Source organism: Streptomyces sp. NPDC059906 (assembly GCF_042730645.1).
Lineage (GTDB): Bacteria > Actinomycetota > Actinomycetes > Streptomycetales > Streptomycetaceae > Streptomyces > Streptomyces rubrogriseus.
In genome coordinates this window covers 557,759-570,522 of sequence record NZ_JBHWKU010000001.1, presented here as the reverse complement: position 1 = coordinate 570,522, position 12,764 = coordinate 557,759, and the positions used below count along the sequence as shown (strand labels likewise).

The following is a 12,764-nucleotide window of genomic DNA, read 5'->3' as shown; positions in this document are numbered from 1 at the left end:
GGCTGCCCAACCGGGGGCGTCCCCGGAGGTTCCGTGACACAGAAGCACCAGGGGGGTACCCGCGGCGGCCTCACCGCGGCGCGCAAGGGTTTCTGGTCCGGGCTGCGCTTCACCAGCCTGCGTCTCAGGCTGGTCCTCGTCTTCGGTCTGGTCGCGCTGACCGCCGCCGTGTCCGCGTCCGGCATCGCGTACTGGCTGAACCGGGAGGCGGTGCTGACCCGTACCCAGGACGCGGTGCTGCGGGACTTCGAGCAGGAGATGCAGAACCGGGCGGGCGCGCTGCCGGAGCACCCGACACAGGACGAGGTGCAGCACACCGCGGGCCAGATGGCCAACAGCAGCCAGCGGTTCTCGGTGCTGCTGGTCGCCGAGAACGCCGACGGCACCGCCGTGTACGGCAGTTCCGGCGGCCTGGGCGGCTTCGCGCTGTCCGACGTGCCCGAGTCGCTGCGCACGGCCGTGAACAAGGAGCAGAAGGTCACCTCGGCCAACAAGCACCCGTACCACCTGTACTGGCAGCGGACGACCGACGACGGCACCCCGTACCTGGTGGCCGGCACGAAGGTGATCGGCGGCGGGCCGACCGGCTACATGCTCAAGTCGCTGGAACCGGAGGCGAAGGACCTGAACTCGCTCGCCTGGTCGCTGGGGATCGCCACCGCGCTCGCCCTGCTGGGCTCGGCGCTGCTCGCGCAGGCCCTGGCGACGACCGTGCTGAAGCCCGTGCACCGGCTCGGGATCGCGGCGCGGCGGCTGGGCGAGGGGAAGCTGGACACCCGGCTGCGGGTGTCCGGCACCGACGAACTGGCCGACCTGTCCCGGACGTTCAACAGCGCCGCCGAGAACCTGGAGAAGCGGGTCGCGGACATGGCGGGCCGGGAGCAGGCCTCCCGGCGCTTCGTCGCGGACATGAGCCATGAGCTGCGTACACCGCTGACGGCGCTCACCGCGGTGACGGAAGTGCTGGAGGAGGAGCTGGAGTACGCGGGCGAGGGCGAGGGGGAGGGCGGGAGTTTCGACCCGATGGTCGAGCCCGCGGTGCGGCTGGTGGTGAGCGAGACGCGGCGCCTCAACGACCTGGTGGAGAACCTGATGGAGGTCACCCGCTTCGACGCGGGCACCGCCCGCCTCGTCCTGGACGACGTCGACGTCGCCGACCAGATCACCGCCTGCATCGACGCCCGGGCCTGGCTGGACGCCGTCGACCTGGAAGCCGAGCGCGGCGTCCACGCCCGCCTCGACCCGCGCCGCCTCGACGTCATCCTCGCCAACCTGATCGGCAACGCCCTCAAGCACGGCGGGTCGCCGGTCAGGGTGTCCGTGGCGCGGGCGGACGACGAGATCGTCATCCGGGTGCGGGACAACGGTCCCGGCATCCCCGAGGACGTCTTGCCGCACGTCTTCGACCGTTTCTACAAGGCGAGCGCCTCCCGGCCGCGCTCCGAGGGCAGCGGGCTCGGTCTGTCCATCGCCCTGGAGAACGCGCACATCCACGGCGGTGAGATCACCGCGGAGAACGCCCCGGAGGGCGGTGCGGTGTTCACCCTGCGGCTGCCGCAGGACCCGTCGCCGCCCGCCGACGAGGACGGCGGGGCCGACGAGGAGACCGAGGACCGGGGCAAGGACGCGAAGGGACAGGTCTGATGACCGTACGCCGGCTGCCGGCCCTCTCCGGGCTCGCGGCAGTGGCCGTGCTGCTGACCGGGTGCGGCATCCGCGCCACCGAGGTGCCCACCGACTACGGTCCCGCGCCGTCGCGGGTGCGCTGCTCGCTCGCCGAGCCGGACGTGTCGACGCGGACCACGCCCGGGCTGCCGGCGCAGGTGTTCCTGCTGTGCGGCTCGTCGCTGGTGGCCGTGGACCGCACGGTGCGGGTGCCGGACGGCGCCTCGGACTCGGGGCGGCGCGTGCTGGTGGCCCAGGGGCTGCTGGACGAGCTGGCGGCACAGCCGTCGGCCGCGGAGAAGGAGGCCGGCTACACGTCGGACGTGCGCCGCGGGATCGTGGTGACGGGACCGCGTTCCGGCGACCCCGAGGACACGCTGCGGCTGAGTACCGACCCCGACGACCTGACCTCGTACGCGCTGGCGCAGGTGGTGTGCACCTTCTCCGACTCCGCCGCGGCCGAGGGCGACGGCTCGGTGATCCTGGCCGGGCCCGCCGACCGGTCCGCCCGCCGCTACTCCTGCACGGACGAGGTCCGGGCCCGGCCGGGCAGCAACGAACCGCCCGCCGACGAGGTCACGGGCGGCTGACGGCCCGCGCCGCGCGGCACGGGGCACGGGGCACGGGGCACGGGGTGCCGCGCGAAGGCCCCGCGGGGGCCGTGTGGCGCAAGCCTCACCCTTGCGTGGGAGAGCCCGGAACCGCGCACGGCGGGGGGCGCGTCTAGGGGGACGTGCAGCGTCATGGGTTCCTCGGCGGCAGCGCCGCGCTCCGCATCCGTGTGACAGGAAGTGTTCTCCTGGTCGCACATCTCGCGTTCGTCGCCTGGTACGCGCTGCGGCCGCTGGACGTCCCCTGGGTACTGCCGCCCAATCTGGAGCCGTTCGCCGGGATCCGCGCCGACCTGGCGCTGGGCGGGCGCGCGGCGGCCCGTTCGCTCGGCGGCTCGCTGGCCCTGCTGGCACCGCTCGGCGTCCTGCTGCCGGTGGCCGGCGGGCGGCTGCACGTCTCGCCGCTGGCGTCCCTGCTGCGCACCACGGCCGCCGCCGCCCTGCTGTCGGTGGGCATCGAGCTGCTGCAGACCGGGGTGCCCGGTCAGGTCGTCGACATCGACTCGGTGCTGCTGAACACGGTGGGCGTGGCCCTCGCGCACCTCGCCGTCGTCCCGGCGGGCCGGGCCCGGATCCGCCGCTGGTACCGGCAGGGCGGGCGGGCGGGCCTCCTCCAGGAGGAGCCCGCTCAGGGTCGGACCCCGACGATTCCCAGGGTCGGTATCGCCCCGTAGAGCGACGCTTTGTGCGGTTCGTCTCCGTAGCGTGGAGGGCAGATGAAGGGGAAGCCGGAGGGCAGCCCCAACCACCCGCTCACGAAGGAGCCGCGATGTCCAGCCTCGCCCGCCCCACCCACGGCCGCATGATCGGCGGAGTGTGCGCCGCGCTGGCCCGGCGCTTCGGCACCTCCGCCGGCACGATGCGGGTGATCTTCCTGGTCTCCTGCCTGCTGCCCGGCCCGCAGTTCCTGCTCTACCTGGCCCTGTGGATCCTGCTCCCGTCCGAGGAGAAGGCCGCCCGTACGGCCTGGTGAAAGACGGCCTGGTGAAAGACGTACCACCCTCTGGTACACCGATGGGGCGCACCCGGCGACCGGGTGCGCCCCTTCGGCGCGTATGGGGGAGGCGGTGGTGCTCAGCCGCCCAGCGGGAGGCCGTTGACCGGCAGGCCCTGGGTGGGCAGCCCCTGCAGCGGCACACCGCCGAGCAGCTTGGCGACCGGCTCGGTCGGGCCCTCGGCGAGCTGCTCGGCGACGACCTGCTCGACCACCGGCTGCGCGGCGGTCAGACCGGTGTGGGAGATCCTGCGGCCCTGCTCCAGCACGTTGCCCGCGCCGGGCGCCACCTGGGAGACGGTCTCCGCGGGGAGGGTGCGGGCGACGGAGTCCACCGTCTGCGCGGTGTCCGGGAGCTCGGGGGCCGCGGTGGCCGCGCCCGCGCCGGCGGCGGCGAAGGCGGCGCCGAGGGCGGCGACACCGAGGGTCTTGGCAGCAGACTGCTTCATGAAGATGCGTCCTCGTAATGGGGAGACGGGGATGTGAGCGGTCCTTGACCGTAAACACGCCCCACCCCATGCGGCAAACATCGAAATGCGGACGGATGGTGAATGCCCGCCCGCGTTTCCGTATTACCGTCGTTTCGCGTTCAGCCGCCGGATTCCGAAGAACCGCTGGTCGAAGCCGTCTGCTGGAACAGCCATTCGGACTTCAGCTCGGCATATCCGGGCTTGATGACGTCATTGATCATGGCCAGTCGTTCATCGAAAGGAATGAACGCTGATTTCATCGCATTGACGGAGAACCACTGCATGTCGTCGAGCGTGTAGCCGAACGCCTCGACCAGGTGCTCGAATTCCCGGCTCATACTGGTGTGGGACATCAGCCGGTTGTCGGTGTTGACGGTGGCCCGGAAGTGCAGCCGGCGCAGCAGCCCGATGGGGTGCTCGGCGTAGGAGTCGGCGGCGCCGGTCTGGAGGTTGGAGCTGGGGCACAGCTCCAGCGGGATCCGCTTGTCCCGGACGTAGGAGGCGAGCCGCCCGAGCTTGACCGAGCCGGCCTCGTGGACCTGGATGTCGTCGATGATGCGGACCCCGTGCCCGAGCCGGTCGGCGCCGCACCACTGCAGGGCCTGCCAGATGGACGGCAGCCCGAAGGCCTCGCCGGCGTGGATGGTGAAGTGGTTGTTCTCCCGCTTCAGGTACTCGAAGGCGTCCAGGTGCCGGGTGGGCGGGTAGCCGGCCTCGGCGCCCGCGATGTCGAATCCGACCACGCCGAGGTCGCGGTAGCGGTTGGCGAGTTCGGCGATCTCCAGGGAGCGGGCCGCGTGCCGCATGGCGGTGAGCAGGGCGCCGACCCGGATGCGGCGGCCGCTCTCCCGGGCGCGCCGCTCGCCCTCCCGGAAGCCCTCGTTGACGGCCTCGACGACCTCTTCGAGGGGCAGCCCCTGCTCCAGGTGCTGCTCGGGGGCGTACCGCACCTCGGCGTAGACGACGCCGTCCTCGGCGAGGTCCTCGGCGCACTCGGCGGCGACCCGGACCAGGGCGTCGCGGGTCTGCATGACGCCGACGGTGTGGGAGAAGGTCTCCAGGTACCGCTCCAGGGACCCGGAGTCGGCGGCCTGCCGGAACCAGGTGCCGAGCAGGTCGGCGTCGGTTTCGGGGAGGTCTCCGTAGCCCGTCTCGCGGGCGAGTTCCACGACCGTGCCCGGCCGCAGACCGCCGTCGAGGTGATCGTGCAGCAGGACCTTCGGCGCCCGGCGGATCCGGTCCGGCGACGGTGTCTTCGCAACCGCCCCGGTGCTCGCCGCGCTGTTCGCCCCGGTGTCCGCCGCGGCGCTCTTCTCGGTGCTCTGGCTCGTCATTTGCGCACTCTAACTCCTACGCGCGTAGAACGCCGGGCGAATACCGGGACCCGATGCGGTGTACGGACTCCCCGATATGTAACGGTGACCGCGCGGACGGGTTCCGTACACCCGGTCTTCTGAGAATCTTCTGCCATGGCACAGCAAGCGACGCCGGTCCGTCGGGCCCGGCTGGGGCGGACGCTCGGTCCGGAGGGGACGGCGGTGAGCGGTGTGGTGCTGCTGCTCCCCGGGGGCGACGAGGTCTCCGACCGCAGGCCCTCCGCGCTGCTCGCGGCCGCGTCCGTGCGCGCGTTGGGGCGCAGGCTGGCGCGCGCGGGCCGGGAGGAGGGTCTGGCCACGCATGTCGTGCACTACCGCTACCGCGGCTGGAACGGCGCCGAGGCCCATCTCGCCCGGGACGCCGAGTGGGCCGCCGACGAGGCCGTACGGCGTTACGGCGACGTACCGGTCTGCCTGGCCGGCACCGGCATGGGCGGCCGGGCGGCGTTGCGGGCGGCCGGGCACGAGGCCGTCAACTCGGTGCTGGCGATCGCCCCTTGGCTGCCGGAGGACGACGTGGCCGCGCCACCCGAACCGGTGAAGCAGCTCGCCGGGCGGCAGGTGCTGATCGTGCACGGCACCAACGACGGGCGCAGCGACCCGGAGTTGTCCTTCCGGCTCGCCTCCCGGGCGAAGAAGGCCAATCGCGGCGTGTGCCGGTTCGAGGTGCACTCCGACGGCCACGGGCTGCGGCAGTACCGGGACGAGGTCGCCGCGCTGGCCGAGGACTTCGTGATGGGCGTGCTGTTCGGCCAGTCCTTCTCACGCCCCGTGGAGGACGCCCTGGCCGCTCCCCCGCCGCTGGGGCTGCGGATGCCGCTGGCGGCGGGTTTCGGGAAGTCGTTGCGGCGGTAGCGCACGCTCCCCGTCGCGAGGTTCAGGACGGCAGCAGGCTGCCTCGCCTCGACAGCAGGAACTTCTTGAACGCCGCCACCGGCGGGGTGTCCGTGCGTCCCGCCAGCCAGGCCACGCCGATCTCGCGGGCGGCGCGCGGGGCGGTGACCGTCAGTTCGACCACGCCGGGGCGGGGCACGGCGGGCGGCGGCAGCAGGGCGACGCCGAGTCCGGCCGCGACCAGGCCGCGCAGCGTCTCCGCCTCCTCCCCCTCGAAGGCCACCCTGGGCCGGAAACCGGCCTCCTTGCACAGCGCGTCGGTGATGCGCCGCAGGCCGTAGCCGGGCTCCAGGGTCACGAAGATCTCGTCGGCGGCCTCCGCGAGGCGGATGCGCCGGCGCCCGGCCAGGGAGTGGTCGGCCGGGACGACCAGGCGCAGCTTCTGCTCGTCGAGGCGGCGGGCGACCAGGTCGGGGGCGTCAGGGACCGGGGAGGTGAGGCACAGGTCCAGCTCCCCCGCGCGCAGCCGCTCCAGCATGGCCTCGCCGTAGTTCTGCACGAGGCTGAAGCGGACCCGGGGGTGGTCGGCGCGGAAGGCGTGCAGCAGGCCGGGGACGGTCTCGGCGCCCATGGTGTGCAGGAAGCCGAAGGCGACCTTGCCGGTGGCCGGGTCGGCGTCGGCGCGGACCTCGTCGGCGGCCCGCTCGACCTCGGCGAGGGCGCGCTCGACGGAACCGAGGAAGGTGCGCCCGGCGACGGTCAGCGCGAGGGTGCGGCCGCGGCGGACGAACAGGTCGACGCCGAGGTCCTCCTCCAGGCGGACGAGTGCGCGGGAGAGGGTCGACTGGGGGACGTTCATCTCCTGGGCGGCCCGGGTGACGTGCTCGGTGCGGGCCACGCCGGCGAAGTGCGCGAGGCGGGGCGCGAGCAGCGCGACGATGTCTTCTGTGTCACCGGACGGTGACAGGCGGGGCCGTGAGCTTTGCTGATGCACCATGGGAACGATTATGGCCATTCCATGCATTGGACGGATGAGTAAGGGGCTTCGTACCTTCGTGGCATGACTCCCGCCGATACCGGGGCGTCCACGGCCGTGGACGCCGCGTCAGCCTCCGCCTCCGCCACCTCCGCGTCCGCCCCCCTCGCATCCTCCGACTCGCGCATGGCACCGGGCGGCCCCGGCTACCGCCGGATGAGTTTCGCGCTGTTCCTGGCGGGCGTCGCGACCTTCGCGCTCCTCTACTCCACCCAGGCCCTGCTGCCGCTGATCTCGGGCGACCTCGGCGTCTCGGCGAGCGACGCGAGCTGGACGGTGGCCGCCGCGACCGGTGGCCTCGCGGTGTTCGTGCTGCCGATGAGCGCGCTGTCGGAGCGTTTCGGACGGCGTACGGTCATGACGGCGTCGCTGGCGGTCGCGGTGACCGTCGGGCTGCTGGTGCCCTTCGCCCCGTCGCTGCCGGCGCTGGTCGCGCTGCGGGCGGTGCAGGGCGCGGCACTGGCCGGGCTGCCGGCCTCGGCGACGGCGTACCTCGCGGAGGAGGTGCGGCCGCGGGCGCTGGTCACCGCGATCGGCCTGTTCGTGGCGGGCAACAGCGTGGGCGGGATGAGCGGCCGGGTGATCACCGGCTGGGTCGCCCAGGAGTGGGGCTGGCGGGTCGCCGTCGGGGTCGTCGGCCTCGTCGCGGTGGCGTGCGCGGTGGCCTTCCGGCTGCTGCTGCCGGCGCCGAAGCACTTCACGCCGGGCTCGCTGCGCCCGCGGGTCCTGGTCCGCACGGTGCGCGACCACCTCGCCAACCCGCTGCTGCGCCGCCTGTACGCGATCGGCGCGCTGTTCATGACGGTGTTCGGCGGCGTCTACACGGTGATCGGCTACCGGCTGGCTCAGGCGCCGTTCTCCCTCCCCCAGGGCCTGATCGGCTCGATCTTCCTGGTCTACCTGGTCGGTACGGTCTCGGCGTCGACGGCGGGGCGTCTGGTGGACCGGCTCGGCCGCCGCGGGGCGCTCTACCTGGGCGCGGGGACGACGGCTGCGGGCCTGCTGCTGTCCCTGGCGCCGTCCCTGCCGCTGGTCCTCCTCGGCCTGGTGCTGATCACGGCGGGCTTCTTCGCCGGGCACGCGGTGGCCTCCTCGGCGGTCGGCAAGACCGCCCGGCACGGCCGCGCCCAGGCCTCGGCGCTGTACCAGTCCGCCTACTACGTGGGTTCCAGCGCGGGCAGCACGGTCGGCGCGGTGGCCTTCCACTCCGGCGGGTGGGCCGGGACGGTCGGGGTGGGGGTGCTGGCGGTGCTGGGCGTCGTGGTGATCACGGTCTCCGGGTCGCTGGCGGCCCGCCGCCAGGCCGCGGGCGCGCCGGTGAGGGCTCTGGGCCTGCCGCGCTGACCTGCGCCTTTCTTGACTGCACAGGCCATTGTCAGTCCCCTGCGGTAGCTTCCGAAGTGCGAGGCGCGAAGACGCGCACGACGGCACGCCACAGGGGTGGGTGGACGATGACCAACGGCACCGTGACGACGGAGCTGGACTCCGCACTGGAGAAGCACCGGCCCGAGCTGACGGGGTACTGCTACCGGATGCTCGGTTCCTCCTTCGAGGCCGAGGACGCGGTGCAGGACACGCTGGTCCGCGCCTGGCGGAGCTACGACAAGTTCGAGGGCCGCTCCAGCCTGCGCTCCTGGCTGTACCGGATCGCGACCAACGTCTGCCTGGACATGCTGACCGCGGGCAACAAGCGGGCGCGTCCGATGGACCTGACGGAGGCGACGCCGCTCGCCCAGGCCGCCCTGTCCCCGCGCCCGGACCACACCTGGCTGGAGCCGATGCCGGACGCCCGCGTGCTGCCGCAGACCGCCGACCCGGCCGAGGCGGCGGTCGCCAAGGAGTCCGTGCGGCTCGCCTTCATGGCCGCCCTGCAGCAGCTGCCGCCCAAGCAGCGGGCGGTGCTGATCCTGCGCGAGGTGCTGGCGTGGAAGGCGAGCGAGGTCGCCGAGCTGCTGGGCACCTCGGTCGCCTCGGTCAACAGCGCGCTGCAGCGGGCTCGCGCGACGCTCGCCGAGCGGGCGGACCGCGGGGCCGAGGCTGCGGTCTCCGACCCGCTGGACGAGGAGCAGCAGAAGCTCCTGGAGCGCTATGTCGCGGCCTTCGAGGGCTATGACATGACGGCGCTGACTGCGCTGCTGCACGAGGACGCGGTGATGACGATGCCGCCGTTCGACCTGTGGCTGGCCGGTCCGGCGGACATCACGGGCTTCATGACGACGCTCGGCGCCGCCTGCGCCGGTTCCCGGCTGCTGCCGGTCCAGGCCAACGGGCTGCCCGCCTTCGCGCACTACAAGCCGGACCCGGAGGCGGGCGGCTTCGCGCCGTGGGCGGTCCAGGTGCTGGAGATCTCAGACGGCCGCATCACCGGGTTCCACTGCTTCCTCGACACCAAGCGGTGGTTCCCGCTGTTCGACCTGCCGCTCCGTCTCGAAGCGGAGGCCGACGAGGTCCAGTAGAGCGTGCAGGGCCGGGTCGGGGTCGCGCAGTCTGATCCGGCCCCCGGCCCGCCGGGCGGTGAGTTCCAGCCGGGCCAGCAGGTCGACGACGGCGAGCCCCGGCGGTCCGAGACCGCCGACGTCGCAGACGACCACCCCGGCCCGGGTGGCTTCCAAGAGCGCGCGCACCTCGTCGCAGAACCGGGGCGTCTCCCCTCGGGAGACAGGCCCCGGCAGCACGAGTACGGCGGGTGTCACGGCGTCCACGTGCGGTAGACCCGGCACGCGCCGGGAAATCATCGGTGCCGGCCGCCGGAGATCGCAGCAGAGATCACATTGACGTGCGCGGACTCCGCCCCGGAGGGTTTGCTGCATGCCCCACGCATCCCCGCCGTCCCCCCATGCCATACCGTCCCCGGTCCGCCCGCTCGGCGGGGAGGTGCCGTGCAGGGGGTGCTGACGGGCTTCGCGGTCATCGCGGTGGTGATCGGGGTCGGCTATGTGCTCGGCCTGCGCGGCCATCTCGGCCCTCAGGGCCGCGAGGTGCTGACCAAGCTGGCCTTCCACGTGGCCTCCCCCGCCCTGCTGTTCACGACCCTCGCGACGGCCGACCTGTCGGTGGTCTTCTCCGCGCGGCTGCTGGTGACGGCCCTGTCCACGGTGGCGGTGGCCGGCGCCTTCGTCGCGGTGGGCGTCGTACGGGGCTGGGGCGTGGGCCGTACGACGATCGGCGCGCTCTGCTCCGGCTACGTCAACTCCGGCAACCTCGGTATCCCGATCGCCGTGTACGTCCTGGGCGACGCCTCGCTGGTGGCGCCGGTGCTGCTGTTCCAGCTGGTGCTGGTGACGCCGGTGGCGGTGACGATCCTGGACCTGTCGGGCGGGGGTCGGCAGGGCCCTCTGTGGCGGCGGCTGCTGACGCCGCTGCGCAATCCGATCGCGCTGGGTTCGCTCGCCGGGGTCGCGGTGGCCGCGAGCGGCTTCGAGGTGCCCGACCCGGTCATGGACCCGGTGACGCTGATCGGCAACATGTCGGTCCCCGCGGTGCTGCTGGCCTTCGGCATCGGCCTGTGCGGCTCCACGATGCCGCTGCGGGGCGTGGAACGGCGCCCGGTACTGCTCGCGGTCGCCCTGAAGGCAGTGGGCCAGCCGGCGGTGGCCTGGGCGCTGGCGTCGGGGGTCTTCGGTCTGCGGGGCCCCCAACTCCTCGACGTGGTGGTGACGTCGGCGCTCCCGGCCGCGCAGAACCTGTACACGTACGCGTCCACCTACGGGGTCGGCGAGCGCCTGGCCCGCGACGCGATCCTGGTCTCGACGGTGGTGTCCGTGCCGGTGCTGGTGGGGGTGGCGGCGGTTCTCGGGTGAGTCAGACCTCGGGGAACGCGCTGGTGTCGATGGTCAGGTCGAAGGGCGCGGGGAGCGTGAGGGGGTCGCCGAACTTCGCGGCGCTCAGCACCCGGTAGACATCACCCTTCGGTTCGCCGTACAGCGTCGCTGTGGGCCCGCCGGGGGCCCAGCGGTCGACGAGGAGGTAGAGAGGGATCCCCGCGGTGGCGTAGGCGGCGGGCTTGCTGATGCGGTCGTGCCGGGCGTTGGACTTGGAGGTGACCTCGACGACGAGTTCCGCGAGGGCGGCGGACATGTGGGTGCCGGACTCGGTGCGCTCCGGCACCGGCGCGACCACAAGGTCCGGGATGAGCATTCCAAGGCGGGACGGAACGGCGATCGCCAGTGTCTGGAAGATCTCCCAATCCTCGGGGATTACCGAGAGCAGGCGCCTATGGATGCGCGCGGCGATGACGTTGTGCGGCAGTCCCGGAGCTGGTGACACGGTGATGATCCCCTCGATGATCTCCACCTTGCTGCCCTCGGGCCAATCCATCTCCTCCCAGAACCGGACGAGGTCGTCCCAGTTCTGGTCGGGCTCCTGGCTCACGGTGAGTGCGCTCATGGCGGTTCTCCTATCGGTGCGTCACCGATCCCAGCATGCCGAACGGGACCGGCAGAGGTCCACCGGTCCCGTTCACCCGAATGGGGACACTCCAGGTCAGGCGATACGTTCCCGCACCACCGGTGAGGCGGTGAACTCCGTGCCCGCCGGGGCGACGTCATACGCGTCCTCCACCGCAGCGAGGGCGTACTCGAAGCGGTCCGGGGTGTCGGTGTGGAGGGTGAGGAGGGGCTGGCCAGCGGTGACCGTGTCGCCGGGCTTGGCGTGGAGTTCGACGCCCGCGGCGGCCTGCACCGGATCCTCCTTGCGGGCGCGGCCCGCCCCCAGGCGCCAAGCGGCGACGCCGACGTCGTAGGCGTCGAGGCGGGTCAGGACGCCGGAGGCACCCGCCTTCACCACGTGCTGTTCCTTCGAGGTGGGCAGCGGCGCGTCCGGGTCGCCGCCCTGGGCGGCGATCATGCGGCGCCAGACGTCCATCGCGGAGCCGTCGGCCAGTGCCTTCGCCGGGTCGGCGTCCTTGAGGCCCGCGGCGTCGAGCATTTCGCGGGCGAGGGCCAGCGTCAGCTCGACCACGTCCGCCGGGCCGCCGCCCGCGAGGACCTCGACCGACTCGCGGACCTCCAGGGCGTTGCCCGCGGTCAGGCCGAGGGGGGTGGCCATGTCGGTGAGGAGCGCGACCGTCTTCACGCCGTGGTCGGTGCCGAGGCCGACCATCGTGGACGCCAGTTCGCGGGCGTCCTCGATGGTCTTCATGAAGGCGCCGGAGCCGACCTTCACGTCCAGGACCAGCGAGCCGGTGCCCTCGGCGATCTTCTTCGACATGATGGAGGAGGCGATCAGCGGGATCGCCTCGACCGTGCCGGTGACGTCGCGCAGCGCGTAGAGCTTCTTGTCGGCGGGGGCGAGACCGTCGCCCGCCGCGCAGATCACCGCGCCGGTGGTGTCCAGGACGTCCAGCATCTCCTCGTTGGACAGGAGGGCGCGCCAGCCGGGGATGGACTCCAGCTTGTCCAGGGTGCCGCCGGTGTGGCCGAGGCCGCGGCCGGAGAGCTGCGGGACGGCCGCGCCGCACGCCGCCACCAGGGGCGCGAGCGGCAGGGTGATCTTGTCGCCGACGCCGCCCGTGGAGTGCTTGTCGGCGGTCGGGCGGGACAGGGACGAGAAGTCCATGCGCTCGCCCGAGGCGATCATCGCGGCGGTCCAGCGGGCGATCTCGCCGCGGTTCATGCCGTTGAGCAGGATCGCCATCGCGAGCGAGGACATCTGCTCGTCGGCCACCTCGCCGCGCGTGTAGGCGTCGATGACCCAGTCGATCTGCTCGCCGGTCAGCTCGCCGCGGTCCCGCTTGGTGCGGATGACGGAGATGACGTCCATGGCCATGTCTGGCCCTTC

14 protein-coding genes are annotated in these 12,764 nt (G+C 72.7%); 8 read left to right on the top strand and 6 right to left on the bottom strand.

The window, feature by feature from the left end; translation table 11 throughout:
- The first annotated feature begins 33 nt into the window (after positions 1 to 33).
- The 4 genes from afsQ2 (at position 34) to ACFV9J_RS02760 (ending at position 3,249) form a co-directional block, all read left to right on the top strand.
- Entirely contained in the window at positions 34 to 1,644 is a 1,611-nt protein-coding gene (gene afsQ2 / locus ACFV9J_RS02775) for a two-component system sensor histidine kinase AfsQ2 (protein ID WP_385348751.1), read from the top strand.
- Positions 1,644 to 2,255, top strand: coding sequence for a hypothetical protein (locus ACFV9J_RS02770; RefSeq protein WP_385348748.1), 612 nt, complete (start codon positions 1,644 to 1,646; stop codon positions 2,253 to 2,255). Before afsQ2 ends, ACFV9J_RS02770 begins: the two co-directional genes overlap by 1 nt.
- Before the next feature lie 143 nt (positions 2,256 to 2,398).
- Positions 2,399 to 2,950 (top strand): VanZ family protein, encoded by a 552-nt coding sequence (locus ACFV9J_RS02765; protein ID WP_385348745.1) that lies wholly within the window; start codon positions 2,399 to 2,401, stop codon positions 2,948 to 2,950.
- 95 nt (positions 2,951 to 3,045) lie between these two features.
- The gene (locus ACFV9J_RS02760; protein WP_003974070.1) at positions 3,046 to 3,249 is read left to right on the top strand and encodes a PspC domain-containing protein; all 204 of its coding nucleotides are present in this window, start codon (positions 3,046 to 3,048) and stop codon (positions 3,247 to 3,249) included.
- Between the two features lie 101 nt (positions 3,250 to 3,350).
- On the opposite strand, the gene ACFV9J_RS02755 is transcribed toward ACFV9J_RS02760, so the two are convergent.
- Positions 3,351 to 3,719, bottom strand: a complete 369-nt coding sequence (locus ACFV9J_RS02755) for an ATP-binding protein (RefSeq protein WP_385348741.1) — start codon at positions 3,717 to 3,719, stop codon at positions 3,351 to 3,353.
- Positions 3,720 to 3,859: 140 nt separating this feature from the next.
- Complete coding sequence (locus tag ACFV9J_RS02750) at positions 3,860 to 5,074, bottom strand: adenosine deaminase (protein WP_385348739.1); 1,215 nt, start codon at positions 5,072 to 5,074, stop codon at positions 3,860 to 3,862.
- 135 nt (positions 5,075 to 5,209) lie between these two features.
- Here ACFV9J_RS02750 and ACFV9J_RS02745 point away from each other — a divergent pair, with 135 nt between their 5' ends.
- A complete protein-coding gene (locus ACFV9J_RS02745) occupies positions 5,210 to 5,971 on the top strand; it encodes an alpha/beta hydrolase (RefSeq protein WP_385348736.1) in 762 nt (253 codons plus the stop codon).
- A 22-nt stretch (positions 5,972 to 5,993) separates the two neighbouring features.
- Here ACFV9J_RS02745 and ACFV9J_RS02740 read toward each other — a convergent pair whose 3' ends face one another.
- Positions 5,994 to 6,947 (bottom strand): LysR family transcriptional regulator, encoded by a 954-nt coding sequence (locus ACFV9J_RS02740; RefSeq protein ID WP_042825048.1) that lies wholly within the window; start codon positions 6,945 to 6,947, stop codon positions 5,994 to 5,996.
- 63 nt (positions 6,948 to 7,010) lie between these two features.
- Here ACFV9J_RS02740 and ACFV9J_RS02735 point away from each other — a divergent pair, with 63 nt between their 5' ends.
- Both ACFV9J_RS02735 and ACFV9J_RS02730 read left to right on the top strand, forming a co-directional pair.
- Positions 7,011 to 8,330 (top strand): MFS transporter, encoded by a 1,320-nt coding sequence (locus tag ACFV9J_RS02735; RefSeq protein ID WP_385348732.1) that lies wholly within the window; start codon positions 7,011 to 7,013, stop codon positions 8,328 to 8,330.
- Positions 8,331 to 8,437: 107 nt separating this feature from the next.
- The gene (locus ACFV9J_RS02730) at positions 8,438 to 9,442 is read left to right on the top strand and encodes a sigma-70 family RNA polymerase sigma factor (RefSeq protein ID WP_385348728.1); all 1,005 of its coding nucleotides are present in this window, start codon (positions 8,438 to 8,440) and stop codon (positions 9,440 to 9,442) included.
- Here ACFV9J_RS02730 and ACFV9J_RS02725 read toward each other — a convergent pair.
- Positions 9,335 to 9,721, bottom strand: a complete 387-nt coding sequence (locus tag ACFV9J_RS02725) for an STAS domain-containing protein (protein ID WP_385348726.1) — start codon at positions 9,719 to 9,721, stop codon at positions 9,335 to 9,337. The two genes, ACFV9J_RS02730 and ACFV9J_RS02725, sit on opposite strands and share 108 nt — an antisense overlap.
- Before the next feature lie 144 nt (positions 9,722 to 9,865).
- Between ACFV9J_RS02725 and ACFV9J_RS02720 the strand changes: the two genes are divergently transcribed.
- The gene (locus ACFV9J_RS02720) at positions 9,866 to 10,786 is read left to right on the top strand and encodes an AEC family transporter (protein WP_385348724.1); all 921 of its coding nucleotides are present in this window, start codon (positions 9,866 to 9,868) and stop codon (positions 10,784 to 10,786) included.
- 1 nt (position 10,787) lies between these two features.
- Here ACFV9J_RS02720 and ACFV9J_RS02715 read toward each other — a convergent pair whose 3' ends face one another.
- On the bottom strand, positions 10,788 to 11,372 hold the full coding sequence (locus tag ACFV9J_RS02715) for a Uma2 family endonuclease (protein ID WP_385348720.1): 585 nt from the start codon (positions 11,370 to 11,372) through the stop codon (positions 10,788 to 10,790).
- A 96-nt stretch (positions 11,373 to 11,468) separates the two neighbouring features.
- Positions 11,469 to 12,746: a thymidine phosphorylase gene (locus ACFV9J_RS02710; protein ID WP_385348895.1), complete on the bottom strand. Its 1,278-nt coding sequence runs from the start codon at positions 12,744 to 12,746 to the stop codon at positions 11,469 to 11,471.
- Positions 12,747 to 12,764: the final 18 nt, after the last annotated feature.

What these genes read in the sequence shown, in the direction of transcription:
- ACFV9J_RS02740 (WP_042825048.1), bottom strand. Translation starts at nt 6,947, where the DNA reads ATGGTGCATCAGCAAAGCTCACGGCCCCGCCTGTCACCGTCCGGTGAC.
- ACFV9J_RS02725 (WP_385348726.1), bottom strand. Translation starts at nt 9,721, where the DNA reads ATGATTTCCCGGCGCGTGCCGGGTCTACCGCACGTGGACGCCGTGACA.
- ACFV9J_RS02760 (WP_003974070.1), top strand. Translation starts at nt 3,046, where the DNA reads ATGTCCAGCCTCGCCCGCCCCACCCACGGCCGCATGATCGGCGGAGTG.
- ACFV9J_RS02735 (WP_385348732.1), top strand. Translation starts at nt 7,011, where the DNA reads ATGACTCCCGCCGATACCGGGGCGTCCACGGCCGTGGACGCCGCGTCA.
- ACFV9J_RS02715 (WP_385348720.1), bottom strand. Translation starts at nt 11,372, where the DNA reads ATGAGCGCACTCACCGTGAGCCAGGAGCCCGACCAGAACTGGGACGAC.
- ACFV9J_RS02755 (WP_385348741.1), bottom strand. Translation starts at nt 3,719, where the DNA reads ATGAAGCAGTCTGCTGCCAAGACCCTCGGTGTCGCCGCCCTCGGCGCC.
- ACFV9J_RS02745 (WP_385348736.1), top strand. Translation starts at nt 5,210, where the DNA reads ATGGCACAGCAAGCGACGCCGGTCCGTCGGGCCCGGCTGGGGCGGACG.
- ACFV9J_RS02750 (WP_385348739.1), bottom strand. Translation starts at nt 5,074, where the DNA reads ATGACGAGCCAGAGCACCGAGAAGAGCGCCGCGGCGGACACCGGGGCG.
- ACFV9J_RS02710 (WP_385348895.1), bottom strand. Translation starts at nt 12,746, where the DNA reads ATGGACGTCATCTCCGTCATCCGCACCAAGCGGGACCGCGGCGAGCTG.
- ACFV9J_RS02730 (WP_385348728.1), top strand. Translation starts at nt 8,438, where the DNA reads ATGACCAACGGCACCGTGACGACGGAGCTGGACTCCGCACTGGAGAAG.
- ACFV9J_RS02770 (WP_385348748.1), top strand. Translation starts at nt 1,644, where the DNA reads ATGACCGTACGCCGGCTGCCGGCCCTCTCCGGGCTCGCGGCAGTGGCC.